The 14,157-nt window shown below is 45.0% G+C and carries 13 protein-coding genes; 10 read left to right on the top strand and 3 right to left on the bottom strand.

What is annotated here, in order from left to right; genetic code table 11:
• The first annotated feature begins 49 nt into the window (after positions 1 to 49).
• The 5 genes from NSS67_RS21540 (at position 50) to NSS67_RS21520 (ending at position 5,111) form a co-directional block, all read left to right on the top strand.
• The gene (locus NSS67_RS21540; RefSeq protein ID WP_339315637.1) at positions 50 to 2,044 is read left to right on the top strand and encodes a diguanylate cyclase; all 1,995 of its coding nucleotides are present in this window, start codon (positions 50 to 52) and stop codon (positions 2,042 to 2,044) included.
• A gap of 130 nt (positions 2,045 to 2,174) precedes the next feature.
• The gene (locus tag NSS67_RS21535; protein WP_339315636.1) at positions 2,175 to 3,041 is read left to right on the top strand and encodes a hypothetical protein; all 867 of its coding nucleotides are present in this window, start codon (positions 2,175 to 2,177) and stop codon (positions 3,039 to 3,041) included.
• A gap of 95 nt (positions 3,042 to 3,136) precedes the next feature.
• Complete coding sequence (locus NSS67_RS21530) at positions 3,137 to 4,252, top strand: aminopeptidase (RefSeq protein ID WP_339315635.1); 1,116 nt, start codon at positions 3,137 to 3,139, stop codon at positions 4,250 to 4,252.
• 106 nt (positions 4,253 to 4,358) lie between these two features.
• On the top strand, positions 4,359 to 4,604 hold the full coding sequence (locus tag NSS67_RS21525) for an HPr family phosphocarrier protein (protein ID WP_042126831.1): 246 nt from the start codon (positions 4,359 to 4,361) through the stop codon (positions 4,602 to 4,604).
• Positions 4,605 to 4,817: 213 nt separating this feature from the next.
• Positions 4,818 to 5,111: a YlaN family protein gene (locus tag NSS67_RS21520; RefSeq protein WP_313641594.1), complete on the top strand. Its 294-nt coding sequence runs from the start codon at positions 4,818 to 4,820 to the stop codon at positions 5,109 to 5,111.
• A gap of 103 nt (positions 5,112 to 5,214) precedes the next feature.
• Here NSS67_RS21520 and cax read toward each other — a convergent pair whose 3' ends face one another.
• Positions 5,215 to 6,285, bottom strand: coding sequence for a calcium/proton exchanger (gene cax, locus NSS67_RS21515; protein WP_339315634.1), 1,071 nt, complete (start codon positions 6,283 to 6,285; stop codon positions 5,215 to 5,217).
• A gap of 153 nt (positions 6,286 to 6,438) precedes the next feature.
• Between cax and NSS67_RS21510 the strand changes: the two genes are divergently transcribed.
• Positions 6,439 to 6,804, top strand: coding sequence for an Asp23/Gls24 family envelope stress response protein (locus tag NSS67_RS21510; protein WP_042126837.1), 366 nt, complete (start codon positions 6,439 to 6,441; stop codon positions 6,802 to 6,804).
• A gap of 88 nt (positions 6,805 to 6,892) precedes the next feature.
• On the opposite strand, the gene ftsW is transcribed toward NSS67_RS21510, so the two are convergent.
• Together ftsW and NSS67_RS21500 are read right to left on the bottom strand one after the other, a co-directional pair.
• Positions 6,893 to 8,137: a putative lipid II flippase FtsW gene (gene ftsW / locus NSS67_RS21505; RefSeq protein WP_339315633.1), complete on the bottom strand. Its 1,245-nt coding sequence runs from the start codon at positions 8,135 to 8,137 to the stop codon at positions 6,893 to 6,895.
• Entirely contained in the window at positions 8,134 to 8,481 is a 348-nt protein-coding gene (locus tag NSS67_RS21500) for a YugN family protein (protein ID WP_339315632.1), read from the bottom strand. The genes ftsW and NSS67_RS21500 overlap by 4 nt, the downstream gene beginning before the upstream one ends.
• 243 nt (positions 8,482 to 8,724) lie before the next feature.
• On the opposite strand from NSS67_RS21500, the gene NSS67_RS21495 reads away from it, so the two are divergent.
• The 4 genes from NSS67_RS21495 to NSS67_RS21480 all read left to right on the top strand — a co-directional run bounded on the left by NSS67_RS21495 (position 8,725) and on the right by NSS67_RS21480 (position 14,148).
• Positions 8,725 to 9,903 carry a M20 family metallopeptidase gene (locus tag NSS67_RS21495; protein ID WP_339320660.1) on the top strand — a complete coding sequence of 393 codons (1,179 nt, stop codon included), beginning with the start codon at positions 8,725 to 8,727 and terminating at the stop codon, positions 9,901 to 9,903.
• 62 nt (positions 9,904 to 9,965) lie between these two features.
• A complete protein-coding gene (locus tag NSS67_RS21490) occupies positions 9,966 to 10,397 on the top strand; it encodes a CBS domain-containing protein (protein ID WP_339315631.1) in 432 nt (143 codons plus the stop codon).
• Positions 10,398 to 10,513: 116 nt separating this feature from the next.
• A complete protein-coding gene (locus tag NSS67_RS21485; protein WP_339315630.1) occupies positions 10,514 to 12,226 on the top strand; it encodes a DNA repair helicase XPB in 1,713 nt (570 codons plus the stop codon).
• Entirely contained in the window at positions 12,223 to 14,148 is a 1,926-nt protein-coding gene (locus tag NSS67_RS21480; RefSeq protein ID WP_339315629.1) for a helicase-associated domain-containing protein, read from the top strand. Before NSS67_RS21485 ends, NSS67_RS21480 begins: the two co-directional genes overlap by 4 nt.
• The last annotated feature ends 9 nt before the right edge of the window (positions 14,149 to 14,157 follow it).

The following is a 14,157-nucleotide window of genomic DNA, read 5'->3' as shown; positions in this document are numbered from 1 at the left end:
TACTAGGGAAGATAGTTTTCTTAATCGAGATGCAAAGGGGATCTTCGTTATGTCAGAGCAGAAAGCATACGCCCATAAAGACAGTCGTATGCCGTTACAGGACAACATACGCGCTAGTAGAGATTCCGAAGATCCCTCCGCCTGGCTTAGGGAAACGGAAATTGTAACCCATGACTTCCCTTATCTAGAAAATCTAATTGCAGACAGTTTTAAAGAATGGTTTGGTGGGCTCGATGTTCTTCCGTTCTCCAAATCATGGGAATGGTCTGTGTTGAATTTTGAAGGTAAGTACTTAAGCAACATATGGGATCATCATGAACTATGGAGACAGCAGTGGGAACAGGCGGCGGCTTCTAGCTTGATCTCAGGAACAATCTCTACAGTTCAGTTAACTGTGGAGGGCAAGGACCTGAGTTTTTTAACCATTCCGCTGATTACTCGCGTCGACAATGAAATTTTTGCTTTTCTGGGCTGTTGTATGCCTATACAACAATATAATATGGGTGGGCGAGATATCGCACAAGCTATGTCGCTGCATTACCGCACCTGTCTCTATCATAAGTTTGAACATATATTTGTAGCTGATCTTGCAAGTAACCATATCCATGCTGAACGTGAAAGCAATCGCCGTTCTTTGTTATTTCAGATTGTCCAGCGAATGCATGATAACATTGATGTGGATGCTGTACTTTCGGAGGTCATAGATAGCATCTCTGCGATGTATCCAGGAGCCAGACTCGAGCTGTTTATGTCTCAAGATCACCGCAGCACTCATCCGCAGGTCAAACCCTTACCATTCCACATGTCCAGTGATGACGTCTGTGCTAGGGCGTTTAAGGATGGACGTGTTGCACTGCACACTAGTGATGAAGATCATCGTAATGTAGAGATTGGTCTTCCGTTAGGTGGAAAGCAGGGGGTTTATGGGGTATTCCATATGGTGATGGATAATCCAATCTTTCCAGACGTTGATTTACGGTTTCTAACCATGGTAGCGGATACGGCAGGGACTGCTTTTGAGAATGCCAAGCTATATGAGCGTTCCAATCAGCTTATTCGCGAGCTCCGCATGAGTAATGAGCTTACCCAACGTCTGAATCAAAGCTTGCGTTTAGGCGATATTTTTCAATTTGCGTTTGAAGAGTTACTTGAAATGTTTGGTGCAGATTACTGCTGTATCTTACATATGAATGAGGAAAAGGGTGGGCTGGAAGCTATTGCCTGCAACCATCCCTCTTTGCAGAACGAAATTTTAGAAGTAGGAGTAGGTCTAGGTGGAAAAGTATATTCCACAGGAGAATCACTGATCATGTCTGACTACATCGATAATCCAAAGACAACTTCCCGGCTAATGAATGCTACCGGTTCACAGTCGCTGATTGCCACACCTCTTAGCGTGGGTGGTGAAGTACGAGGTGCGATTATGTTGGCACATCGAGATTCGCATTATTTTTCATATGATAATTATAGGTTGCTGCAGGCGATGGCGGGGCATATTGGACTAGCGGTAGGGAACGCCAGACTACACGCTGAAGTCAGACGTCTTGCGAACAGAGACAGCCTAACTGGACTTTATGCTCGTCATTATCTGGACGAAGAGATAAAAGAAAGACAGTCAAAGGACTTTTGCGGTTGTTTAATTGTTGTGGATATTGACCAGTTCAAGATTGTAAATGATACCTACGGTCATCAAAAAGGCGATAAGATCCTAAAAGAGGTTAGTGAAATTGTGAAGTCCTCCATCCGTCAAGGCGATATTGCCGCGAGGTGGGGTGGAGAGGAACTATCTGTTTATTTACCATTGATGGGCGTGGAGCAGGCAGGCTTTGTAGCCGAACGTATACGCAGGCGGGTCATGGAAGAAACCGAACCTAGTGTAACTGTATCCTGCGGTATAGCGGAGTGGAGCTGGATGGATGATCGAGTAAGTGTCGAGTCTTTGTTCTATCGAGCGGATATGGCGCTGTATAAAGCTAAGCATAATGGTCGTAACCAAGTTGTCGTTGATACTAAAGAAAACAATAACACTGCGAAGAACCCTTGAGGCAAGCCTCAAGGGTTCTTTTTTATAGGCACAGTTATTCTGGCTCTAATTGCGGTATAAGGCTTGCAGTAAGGGAGAACCCTATAAGTGGGTTGTATAAGTCAAATACTCCGAGAAAGGTCTGAGGACCGTGAGAAAGCTATTACTACTGAAGGGGGGAGCCTCTTTAGTTCTTACACTGTACTGCGTGTTATGCAGCGGCTGTAGCGTCTTAAGAGACAAACCTGCGAAGGAAGATTTAAGTTTGGCGTTGGCAGGTATGGCAGGAAGTGACGAGGTTGTTTTTGAAGGGGCGAATATGCTGACACGTGGGGGGACGACAGTTCCCGAATCCTTATTGTTCTATGGAGGTACAGTGGAGGATCATAAAAAGGTAAAACTGTACACACTCCTTCCCGATAAGTCCATGACCCAAAAAACAGCCACTAGTGGTGTTAAAGATTTAAAGAGTAGAACTTATCCTCTGAAACCTTACTACAGTCAGTTAGAGAAAAAAGAGGGGAGATGGGAACTTCAGACCACCGGAAATTCTTCGGGGGAAGTAAATCCATTACCTGCGCTTAATCCGCTGAAACAACTGGAGGAGCTTGAGTCCATGGAGATGAGTGTAACCGAGGAAGCTGGGGCTGGCAGAGGGACAAGTGTGCTGCGAATGGAATTGAGCTCATCAGAGGCTAGAAAGCAGCTGTCTGCTGAATTGGAGAAAGAAATGCAGAACCTTCGACCTAAAGTTCCCGAATCCGCTGAGAACAACACAGAGGCTGATCAGGCAGTGACAAGAGCTTTGGAGAAACTATGGCAGAAGAAAAATAATGAATTACAGCAAAAGCTGAAACAAGCTAATGTAGAAACGGTTTACCACCTAACGGTTGATAAAAAACATAATCTGCCTAGAAGGCTTACCTTGAATCGAAAAGTAAGCTATTCCGGTGAAATGAAGAATAATACTGAAAATGAAACTTATGTGTCTAAAGTAGATTTCACAGGTTATCGTTGATCTTTACATTGTTTTGCAGGTCTTGCGCTCCATAAAGGGCGTGCTACAATAGAACGGCATGCTTATTTTTCAGACAGAGGAAGGAAGAGTACACAATGAAGGATCCCAGAATTCAAAAGCTGGCGGCTAACCTTGTTGGTTATTCCGTAGATGTCCAGCCAGGTGAGAACGTGCTTGTAGAAATGATTGGCAACGAAAGAGATTTAATTAAAGCTGTTGTTGAGGAAATCGGCAAGGCCGGCGGCAATGCTTTTGTGCAGTTGACAGATCGTACAGTTCTGCGCAGCATGCTTAAATATGCGACACGCGAGAGTCTTCAGACATGGGCTGAAATTGACTTAAACCGGATGAAGCAAATGGATTGTTATATCGGCATCCGTGCAGGCGAGAATGTAAATGACCTGTCCGATGTTCCAGAAGAAAATATGAAATTGTATAACTCCCTTTATTCTCATCCCGTGCATAGTGAACAGCGCGTGAAGCATACGAAGTGGGTAGTATTACGTTATCCTAATGCGAGTATGGCTCAGCTTGCAAATATTAGTACAGAAGCCTTTGAAGACTTTTATTTCGAAGTGTGCAATTTGGATTATGCCAAAATGGACAAGGCTCAGGATGCATTGGCTGATCTCATGCGCAGAACAGATAAGGTACATATTTCGGGTCCAGGTACAGATCTTAAGTTCTCCATCAAAGGAATCGGTGCAGAGAAATGCTCTGGGCAAAAAAATATTCCGGATGGCGAGGTTTATAGCGCCCCAGTTCGTGATTCTGTAAATGGAACGATCAGCTATAACGCACCATCTGTATATAACGGAGTGACCTTCGAAAATATCAAATTTAAATTCGAGAACGGCAAGATCGTTGAAGCAACAAGTAACGACTCAGCTCGTTTAAATGAAATCCTGAATTCAGATGACGGTGCACGTCACATCGGCGAATTTGCCATCGGCTTTAATCCTTACATTTTGCACCCAATGAATGACATTCTGTTCGATGAGAAAATCGCAGGCAGCCTGCACTTTACACCAGGACAAGCATATGATGTTACAGATAACGGAAACAGATCCTCCATTCACTGGGATCTTGTATTGATTCAACGTCCGGACTATGGCGGCGGGGAAATTTATTTTGACGATGTATTAATCCGTAAGGATGGAATCTTCGTGATCCCAGAACTGGAAGGTCTGAATCCTGAAAACTTGAAATAAAATGTAAAAGTGAGAAAACACCTTGCACAAGTAAGCGCGTTCAAGGTATCATTAGAAATGATTACAAATGACTTAAGTTTCATAATCAAGTTGCGGAGGGATTTCTATGTCCAGTAACAATGCAGCAATCGTTGATATTGCTCAAACGGCAGGCCAGTTCAATTCTTCAATCGTTCTTCAAGCTGACAACAAGTACATTGATGTTAAGAGTATCCTTGGTTTGTTCACGACTTTGGTATCTAGCCAAAGCTACGAGCTTCATGTTCACGGAACAGATGCAGAAGAAGCTAAGAAGGCAATGAGTGAAGTTTTTGCTAAACACGGTTTGAACTTTACAGTTGTAGCTGAGTAATAGTTGTAAGTAAAGACGTCCTACCGATTTACGGTGGGGCGTTTTTTCTAGAAATAGATGAGGAACTAACTCCGTCCCGTATGTACAACATAGCTGCTTCTTTCAAATAAATGGTTAGTATAAACAGAATTGTTGTATTGATATCCGATTTCGACTAATATTAAGTAAAATAGTAAAAGCAGCTTAACTTTTGGACATGGGGGGGAAAGAGGCATGACTTCGTCGGAATTACAGGAACAATTTAATCTTAAAGCGATCAATCTTCTACAAGAAGATGCCGATAAAATTCAGCAACTTATTGAAGTGCAGATGGAAAATCTGGCAACACGCTACTGCCCTCTCTATGAGGAAGTGCTGGATACCCAAATGTACGGTTTCTCAAGAGAGGTCGATTTTGCGGTTAGAGCAGGTTTGGTGCCAGAAATTACCGGTAAAATGGTTCTGAGTAAGCTGGAGCGGAATTTAGCAGTACTCTATGAGGCTTTGAATAACAAAGCAAAAGAATAGATTTTAACTAATTTCTTTATGTATTTATAGAAACGCACATGTGGACAGATCGTCCTCATGTGCGTTTTTTTTTGTTGAAATATTAGAATGAATAGGGAAGCGTTTATACGAGATAAAAGGAGACTCCGAGAATTAGGTAGACCGTTAACAGTAATAGACCTTCATACCAGTTGGTCGAACCATCCTGAGTAATCGATTTGGCAATAAAGACGGCGACACCAATGGCGACAATTTCGATTGTTGTAAACACAATGTCCATAGTATCACCCATGAAATAACTGGCGAAGATAAGTACAGGTGCTACGAATAGTGCAATTTGTAGACTGCTTCCAACAGCGATTTCTACTGCCGCACCAATTTTGTTCTTCATGGCAAGCATAATGGCTGCACTATGTTCTGCGGCATTACCGATGATGGCCACGAGAAAAGCACCTACAAACAGTTCACTAAATCCAAAGCGTTCAGTTAGTGTTTCTAGCGTCCCTACCAGCCACTCACTCACAAAGGCTACCATTACGGTAGCAAGCACTAGATAAAGGATGGATCTGTTTCTAGACCATGCAGGCGCATGTTCAGTTGCTGACTCACCCTTATCCGCTTCTGTAACGTCCTCCAGATGTTTCTTATGCGTAATCATGGAGAAGATTAACCAAGCCATGTACGAGGCTATGAGCAGCCCTGCAACGATTAAACTGAGCACGTCTGTATCTTTCTCTGTGATAGAATGGGTGTTGAAGAACATAGCTGGAACAAATAGGGCTATGACCGCTACGATCATTAGGGAACCATTCATTCCGGCAAGGGTTACGTTAAAGTTCTGCACTTTGAACTTCATCCCACCGGCGAAAATACTTAAACCTAGGACAAGAAGTAGATTGCCAATAATGGAGCCGGTAAGACTGGCTTTCACCATGTCGAACAGTCCTTCCTTAACTAGGAAGAAGGCAATGATTAGCTCTGCGGCATTACCGAAGGTTGCATTTAGGAAGCCGCCTAACCGCTGTCCAGCATAATGAGCCACACTTTCTGTGGCGCGGCCTAGAAATCCTGCCACAAACACAACGGCGATTGCAGAGAGAACGAACTGAAGCGTGTGGTCCCAATCTGCATAATGGCCGATGGCACTAAGGATAAAGGTGATGACCAGCAATGCTGGTGAAATCCATTTTTTCAATGTAAATTACACTCCAATCTATGTATTCAGGATGAATAATAAATAATATACCCAAATTATTCCTGAGTGTAAACGAGAAAACGAGAAAGTGATTTGCTTTTTAGCCTGTTTAGGAATTACAATAATTGATAATGAGTTAAGGGGGAATATGGCATGGCAGAACAACTTCAATTGGAAATGGGAAATATACGAATTTCAAATGACGTCGTCTCGAAAATTGCCGGTTTGGCTGCTTTGGAGACTCCAGGAATTGCAGCCATGTCCGGGGGCCTGTCAGAAGGCTGGGCGAAGCGTCTAAGCGGTAAGAACGTCCAAAAGGGCGTTACCGTTGAAGTGGGACAGCTAGAAGCTGCAGTGGATCTGCGTATTATTGTTCTCTATGAAACTCCGATACATGAAGTGTGCCGGATGCTTCAACAGAACGTACGCGAAGCTGTGGAGAGCATGACTGGACTTCATATTGTTGAAGTTAATGTCAAAGTTGAAGGCGTAGCCTTTAAAAATGATGAAATTGCCTAATACCAAAGAATGTGTACACAAAAAAGCAGTCCAAGAACTTTAACTTGGACTGCTTTTTTATATTCCATCATATCCGGTTTAATGAATCTTACCGGGAACGAACTTGTCTAACCGTAGTTACAGATTTCGTTACTTCCTCTTTAGCTGGAAGATTGGTTTCTCTTGAAATGCTCAGCATAATTCCCATGGATAGCATGCTCACGAGAAGTGAGGAGCCACCATAGCTGATAAATGGCAAGGTTACACCGGTAAGTGGAATCGTCTTCGTTACACCGCCAATATTGACAAAGGCCTGAATGGCAATGAGCCCCATAATCCCAATTCCGACGAGTGTTCCAAAGGGGTCCTTACACCGTAACGCGATTAGAATACCTCGCCATATAAAATACAAGTATAGCATTAGAAATAATGCCGTTCCTACAAAGCCAAATTCTTCACCAATCACAGGAAAAATAAAGTCGGTATATGGATATTTAAGATAATCCAGCTTTTGAATGCTTTTGCCAAATCCAGAGCCGTTGACTCCACCTTGTCCGAGAGCGGTCAAAGACTGAATAATATTATACCCTTCACCTTCCGCATCCTGATAGGGATCTAAGAAGGCTTGGATACGACCTTTTCTATAGTCCTGTGTGGCGGCTACTTTGTCGGATGCAGGGGATAGGGAATCAATCGCCGCTTTAGCCCCCATAACTAGTCCAACACCTAGCACCAGGAGTGCGATAGAACCTAGGATATGCTTCATACTGGCACCGCCCGCATAAATGACAAGTCCACTGGTAGCTACGAGAATAAGGCATGAGCCCAAGTCTGGCTGCATCATAATAAGTCCGGCAACTATACCCACGATGACCATTACAGGGATATATCCTGTACGAAAATCTCTAAACCGCTCACCTTTTTTGGTGATTAGTGCGGAGAGATACAGGATGATCGATATTTTGGCCAGTTCGGTAGGCTGGATCCCTAGCTTCCCGATACTTAACCAGCTCTTGGCGCCATTAATTCTTTCGGAGAAGGCTACAATCAGCAGGAGGATAACGGTGATGATGAAGATAGGCACATACCACTTCTTGAATTTACTGTAGTGAATATTCATGGCTACAAACATAACAACGATACCAAGTACGATCCAGATCATTTGGCGTTTCATGAAATATAGAGGGTCATTACCGAACTTCGAGCTTGCTAAAGTCAAACTAGAGCTAGCACTGAAGACCATGACAAGACCGAAACCCACAAGGAGTAGTGTTAAGATAAGTAGTTGGAAATCGGGTGTTCCTCTTTTGGGCAGGCTGACTTTTTGTTTCGTCGTTCCCTTTCTTTTACTCAAGCCTCAAGCAGCTGCTTTAATTCGAGAATTCGCTTAGCAGCAGTGTCCAATACTGGTTTTGGCACCGGAGATTCATAATCCAGACCATGAGGGAAGGTTGCTTTACCTAAGTATACGGCTTCAATTGCAAGTACGGCATCAGACTTTTCCAGCTTCCCCTCGACAGCGCGAGTGTTGATGCGTAGAAAGTATTCGCCACCATCCTGTGGGTCTTCAATTTTGCAGTCGTAAGTGGCGCGATAGTATTCCCATTGCCAGCGGATGAAGCCAGCTTTTGTCGCACTCTCGTCCAGATAGAGAAGATCACTCTTCAATCCTACGAGGCCCGTGTTCTCAAAAATCATAGCACGCATATCCCCCTTATGAAGTATAATGATGAATTTATGATCCGATTGCTAATGTTCTACCTCATGATAGTATTTTTCTAAAGGTTGCGCAAGAGTAGGCAGTGCCTAACGATACCCAGTTTTTTGCGTTTCTGCTACAATAAAAGAATTATAGCCGTTTGCGGCTTGGAGCAAAGTGAACAGGACTGCTGTCGCATGATATTGTTGCGGGTTTATGAAGAAGGGGATGGAGAACGTATGATGAGCTTAGCGGTTGATTCGCTCATGCCGGAGATCGTGGAATGGAGACGCCATTTACACCGTCATCCGGAGTTGTCTTTTCATGAAAAGGAAACATCAGCATTTATAGCAGAAAAATTAGTAGAATTCGGTATTGAAGTTAGAAGAAGCACGTCTGGATATGGTGTAATGGGTATATTGCGAGGACAACGGCCGGGGAAAACGGTAATACTTCGCGCGGATATGGATGCACTACCTATTAAAGAGGAGAATAAGAATGACTACGTTTCGCAAAATGAAGGGGTTATGCATGCCTGTGGGCATGATGGACACACTTCAATACTGCTGGGGGTAGCGTCTTACTATAGCAGCCGCCTTGATGAGATAGAAGGGGAGCTGCGTTTTCTTTTTCAGCCTGCAGAGGAAGTATGCCCTGGTGGTGCACAGGGAATGATTGCCGAAGGCATGCTGGAAGGAGCGGATGCGGTGTATGGTCTGCATTTGTGGACGCCGCTTCCAATGGGAACCGTGGGCAGTGCGCCAGGACCACTAATGGCATCTGCGGACGAATTTTTCATTGATATCATCGGTAAGGGCGGACACGGCGGCATGCCGAACCGTACGATTGATAGCATTGTGGCCGGGGCGGCGCTTGTGACTCAGCTCCAGAGCATCGTAAGCCGCTCTGTGAACCCGCTGGAGCCCGCTGTTCTCAGTGTAGGGACCATTCAGGGGGGATTCGCCCAGAACGTCATTGCTGAGCATTGCCGAATTACAGGAACTGTGCGAGCGTTCGATGAGGAGACCCGTTATTTGATCCGCAGCAGGATCGAAGAAATGACAATTTCAATAGCTGGCGCATACGGCGCAGAGGCTAAAATAGACTATGTAATGGGATATCCGCCACTTGTGAATCACGAGGGTGAATATCAGCGTTTTTCCGAGGTGGCGCCAGTGGCCCTAGGAGGAGCTGTTCAAGTGATTCGGATGGAAAAGCTGATGCCAGCTGAAGATTTCTCCTATTATGTAAAAGAGATTCCTGGCTGCTTTATGTTCGTAGGAGCTGGGAATCCAGAAAAAGATGCAGTTTACCCGCATCATCATAGCAAATTTGATTTCGACGAGGATGCTATGCTGCATGGAATGAAATTATTGATTGCTATGGCGAATTCCAGTTTGCAAGATAAGACAATCGTATAATTTCGTTTCATAGAGGAGAACCTATTCCATAACATGGAGATCATGATTAGGAGGGTTCATTCTTGAAGACAGTGAACGAGGTTATGACGAAGGAGCCTGTAACAGTCACACTACAGGATAATGTGTATGAAGTTGCTGTTAAAATGAGAGATCACGACACTGGATTTATACCTGTCATTGATAATGAAGACGATAAGACATTGCTCGGCGTAATTACTGATCGTGATCTAGTGATTAGAGGGTATGCGGCTAAGCACCCTGGATCAACTGCTGTGGAAAAGGTAATGAGTAGAGATATTCAGACCGTCTCAGAGAATACATCTGTAGATGAGGCTGCAGAGCTGATGTCGAGCTGGCAAATTCGCAGGTTGGCAGTGACTAGTGGTCAGAAGCTGATTGGTGTAGTGTCCATCGGTGATTTAGCGGTGCGCAACATTTTTGCGGATGAGGCTGGCGAAGCGCTTCATGATATCTCGCAGCAGCATTTACATTAAATAGTTAGATAGGGAAGCTCATGACCGTTATGCGGGGATGGGCTTTTTCCTGTTCAAATATAGCAGAATTACATAGTGCAAGCTTGAACGAAATTAACGATTAGGGAGGGAATGCTATGAATGAAGCAGGAGCTTGCATCGTGCGCAGGGACCGGACAATTCTTCTGGAATGCGCTCATCCCGGCTTTGAGACGGCTAGGAAAGAGCTAGGGGTCTTTGCAGAGCTCGTAAAGAGCCCTCCAGCCTACCACACTTATCGGATCACACCTTTATCACTTTGGAATGCTGCGTCGCTTAATCATTCAGCTGAGGAGATTATCTCAAGTCTGCATCAACTCGCGCGCTGGGGGGTTCCCGCTGGACTAGAAGAAGAGATCGAAACTCTTTTGTCCAGATATGGAAAACTGACACTTCACGGTCAGGAGACTCTGAATGAGGTCGTTACACTTAGGGCTGACACGTCGGAGCTTCTGGATGAATTAAGTAATGAGTCAGGTCTAAAGGAATTAGGTTTACAGAGAATAAATTCACTAGAAAGTTCGTGCCGTGCGGAGTACAGAGGGCTTTTAAAACAAGAGATGATGAGATTAGGCTATCCTGTACTGGATTATGCTGGATATCATGTGGGACAAGCTCTAAGCTTGGCTTGGAAGGAAACTTGTAATAACTCAAAGGATGGAGCGGAGGCTGGAGCATTTGGATTGCGTGAATACCAGCAGGAGGCTGTTCAATTATTTCAAGGGACAGATGGGCACGGAGGCAGCGGGGTAGTTGTGTTGCCTTGTGGAGCGGGTAAGACGGTAGTGGGCTTAGCTGTGCTTGAAAGTCTACAATGTGAAACATTGATCTTAACTTCAAACACAACCTCAGTAAGGCAATGGGTGGATGAGCTGCTTGAGCGAACTGATTTGGATGATGGGTGTATTGGTGAATATTCCGGTGAAAAAAGAGAAGTGCGGCCTGTTACTATAGCTACCTATCAAATATTAACGCATCGTCAATCCAAAGGCGGTCCTTTTCTCCATATGAAGCTGTTCAATGAACGTAACTGGGGTTTGATTATTTATGATGAGGTCCATTTGCTTCCAGCTCCAGTATTTCGGGCTACAGCAGATATTCAGGCTACTAGAAGATTAGGTCTCACTGCAACTCTCGTTAGGGAAGACGGGAAGGAAGGGGACGTGTTCTCTTTGATCGGGCCTAAGCGTTACGATATGCCTTGGAAGGAGCTGGAGCAGCAGGGTTGGATCGCAGCGGTGGAATGTGTCGAGATGATCGTATCGATGAGTTCTGAACTAAGACATAAGTACTTGTATGCGGAAGCAAAAGAGAAATTTCGTATGGCCTCATGCAATCCTGCCAAAGCTGAGGTTGTAAACGAGCTTCTAAAAGCCCATCAAGGATCATCAGTTCTGGTTATTGGACAGTATCTCGACCAATTAATTCAATTGGCGGAAGTAATCGGAGCCCCTCTTATTACCGGGAAAACGAAGCAACGTGAAAGAGATGAGCTGTACGCAGCTTTTAACGAGGGAATAATACAGGTGCTGGTTGTGTCTAAGGTGGCGAACTTTGCTGTGAATCTGCCAGATGCCTCGATTGCTATTGAGGTTTCTGGAGCTTTTGGATCACGTCAGGAGGAAGCTCAGCGTTTAGGCCGAATTCTGCGTCCAAAAGCGGGTGAGAACAAAGCCCACTTCTATACTTTGGTATCCGAAGATAGCCGGGAGCAGGACTTCGCTATGCGCCGCCGGATGTTTTTGACAGAGCAGGGTTATGAATATGTCGTTAAAAAGATGCCGTGTGGAGAGGAGCGAACAATCCATTGAACCAGCTATCGTTGGAAGCGTTAGAGGTGTTAAAGCGATTATGTGCTGCTTACGCGGCCCTGCCCTTTGAAGAAGGGAAGGAAGAGCGTTTGCGCCCTACGACGCTCTGTCGGGCAGAGCAAAAGCTTGCAATGAATGAACTGCGGCGCGCAGGGCTGCTAACTGCGAGGCATAAAATATTGGGGGAGAAGCTGTACCAGATTCCAGTTGAACAACTGCCAGCTCTAGAACAAGAATTTTTCCCATACCAACCGAAGTTCAGTGAGGGCTATTCAGTGAATCTAACTATGGAGGCGGGTGCTGGACTGGCAGTAGATCTGTTTCGGGCCTTGCTGTTTACCGCTCGCGAAGGACTTCCTTTGACTGCCAAAGGAATCATCCATAAAAAGAATTTGAATCGCTTAGCTGCACAGCTTTCTTATCGGGAGGAGCATTTGCTAGGACTCGCTATGGAATCTCCTTCGGATGAAATGAATACTCTGTCAGTGGTTCTTGCAGTAGATATCATGCTGTATCTTGGGCTGATCAACAAACTGAATACAGGTTATAAGCTCGATAAGGATATGCTGGAACGTTGGTTGCAGCTTCCCGAGACAAGGATGACTGACATTCTGTATGGAATTGTCATGAATCGTTTTGGGACCATTGAACCTGCCGATCAGCATTTTCGCTATTTGATATCCAGCGCTGATTTTGTACCGGAGAAATGGACGGCGTTGCCTGAGCTTCTGGACTGGATGGCAGACATGAATCTAACCGGAATGGTTGCCAGAAATGAGCTGGAACAATCAAGCATGCACTGGCTTCGTATGCTAACAGGCTTTGGGTGGTGCGAATTGGGGAAAACGCCTGAGGGTATCCAGTGTTTTCGCTGGACTGCTGCAAAACCGAGTTTGTTATCGGGTGGCGAGTCACTTCCTGAATCAGTGGCTGTGAATTCGAATGCGCTTTTTATTGTGCAGCCCGATTTTGAGGTCTTGATTCCACCGGATGTTCCCTACACTGTGCGCTGGACTTTAGCCGGTTGTGCTGAATTACTACAAACGGATACGATGTGGAGCTTCCGGTTAACCCGAGAGATGCTAGTGCATGCATCAGAGCGAGGGATGCCTCCAGAGAAAGCGATTGCCTGGATTGGTGATCATGCACTGGGCGGTCTGCCATCTGTGGTGGAGCTGTCTTTAGAGCAATGGGGAAAAAGCATTGGTCGTACATCACTCTCAGAAGTGATTCTGTTGACTTGCCAGACGGAAGAGGATGGAGCGGCTATCGCAGCCCATCCGCGTCTGCAGGACAGCCTTAAGCGTATCGGACCGCTGCATTTCCTTGTATCTCCGGAGTCTATGGAGCAGATACGTAAGGAATTGTTATTAGCGGGGTTAGCCCCTTCTAGGATGATTGGAGGATGTGAGGAGGACGCGGACGCTAATTGGACTTCATTTCAACAAGTTGCAGAGACCCAGCAAGATATGTATTCAATCCCAGTACTGAATTCAAAGTTAAGACTGCTTCGCAGCGGGAATCCCTTCCTAAAACTACCTGTCATTTCTCCTGAGGAGGAGGAGGATATCTTGTTAGGTGTTGAAAATGTGCCACAGATCTGGAGCAAGGAGTGGCGTCATTATCATAGCTCAACAGCGCAGAAAGTAATGGAGCAAGGACTGAAATGGGGAATCAAGGTGCGCTTTTCCTTAAAGGATCAAATGTTAGATTTCATCCCCTACCGAATTAAAGGGAATCCCTGGAAAGTAGCAGGGCATCTGCTGTGTGACGATGGTGGAATGGTTGAAGAAATAGAGCTGACTCCTGAAGACTGGAAGGAAATGCAGTTAGTTATTCCCAAATGGCGAAGAAATTCCTCTTCTGCTGAAGCGAGTGATTATGTTATGATAGAAAAGTCTACTGAATCGGTAGAACTTTAACGAAGAAAA

Source organism: Paenibacillus sp. FSL R10-2734 (genome assembly GCF_037963865.1).
Classification (GTDB): domain Bacteria; phylum Bacillota; class Bacilli; order Paenibacillales; family Paenibacillaceae; genus Paenibacillus_AQ.
This window is presented reverse-complemented; position numbering and strand designations above follow the sequence as displayed.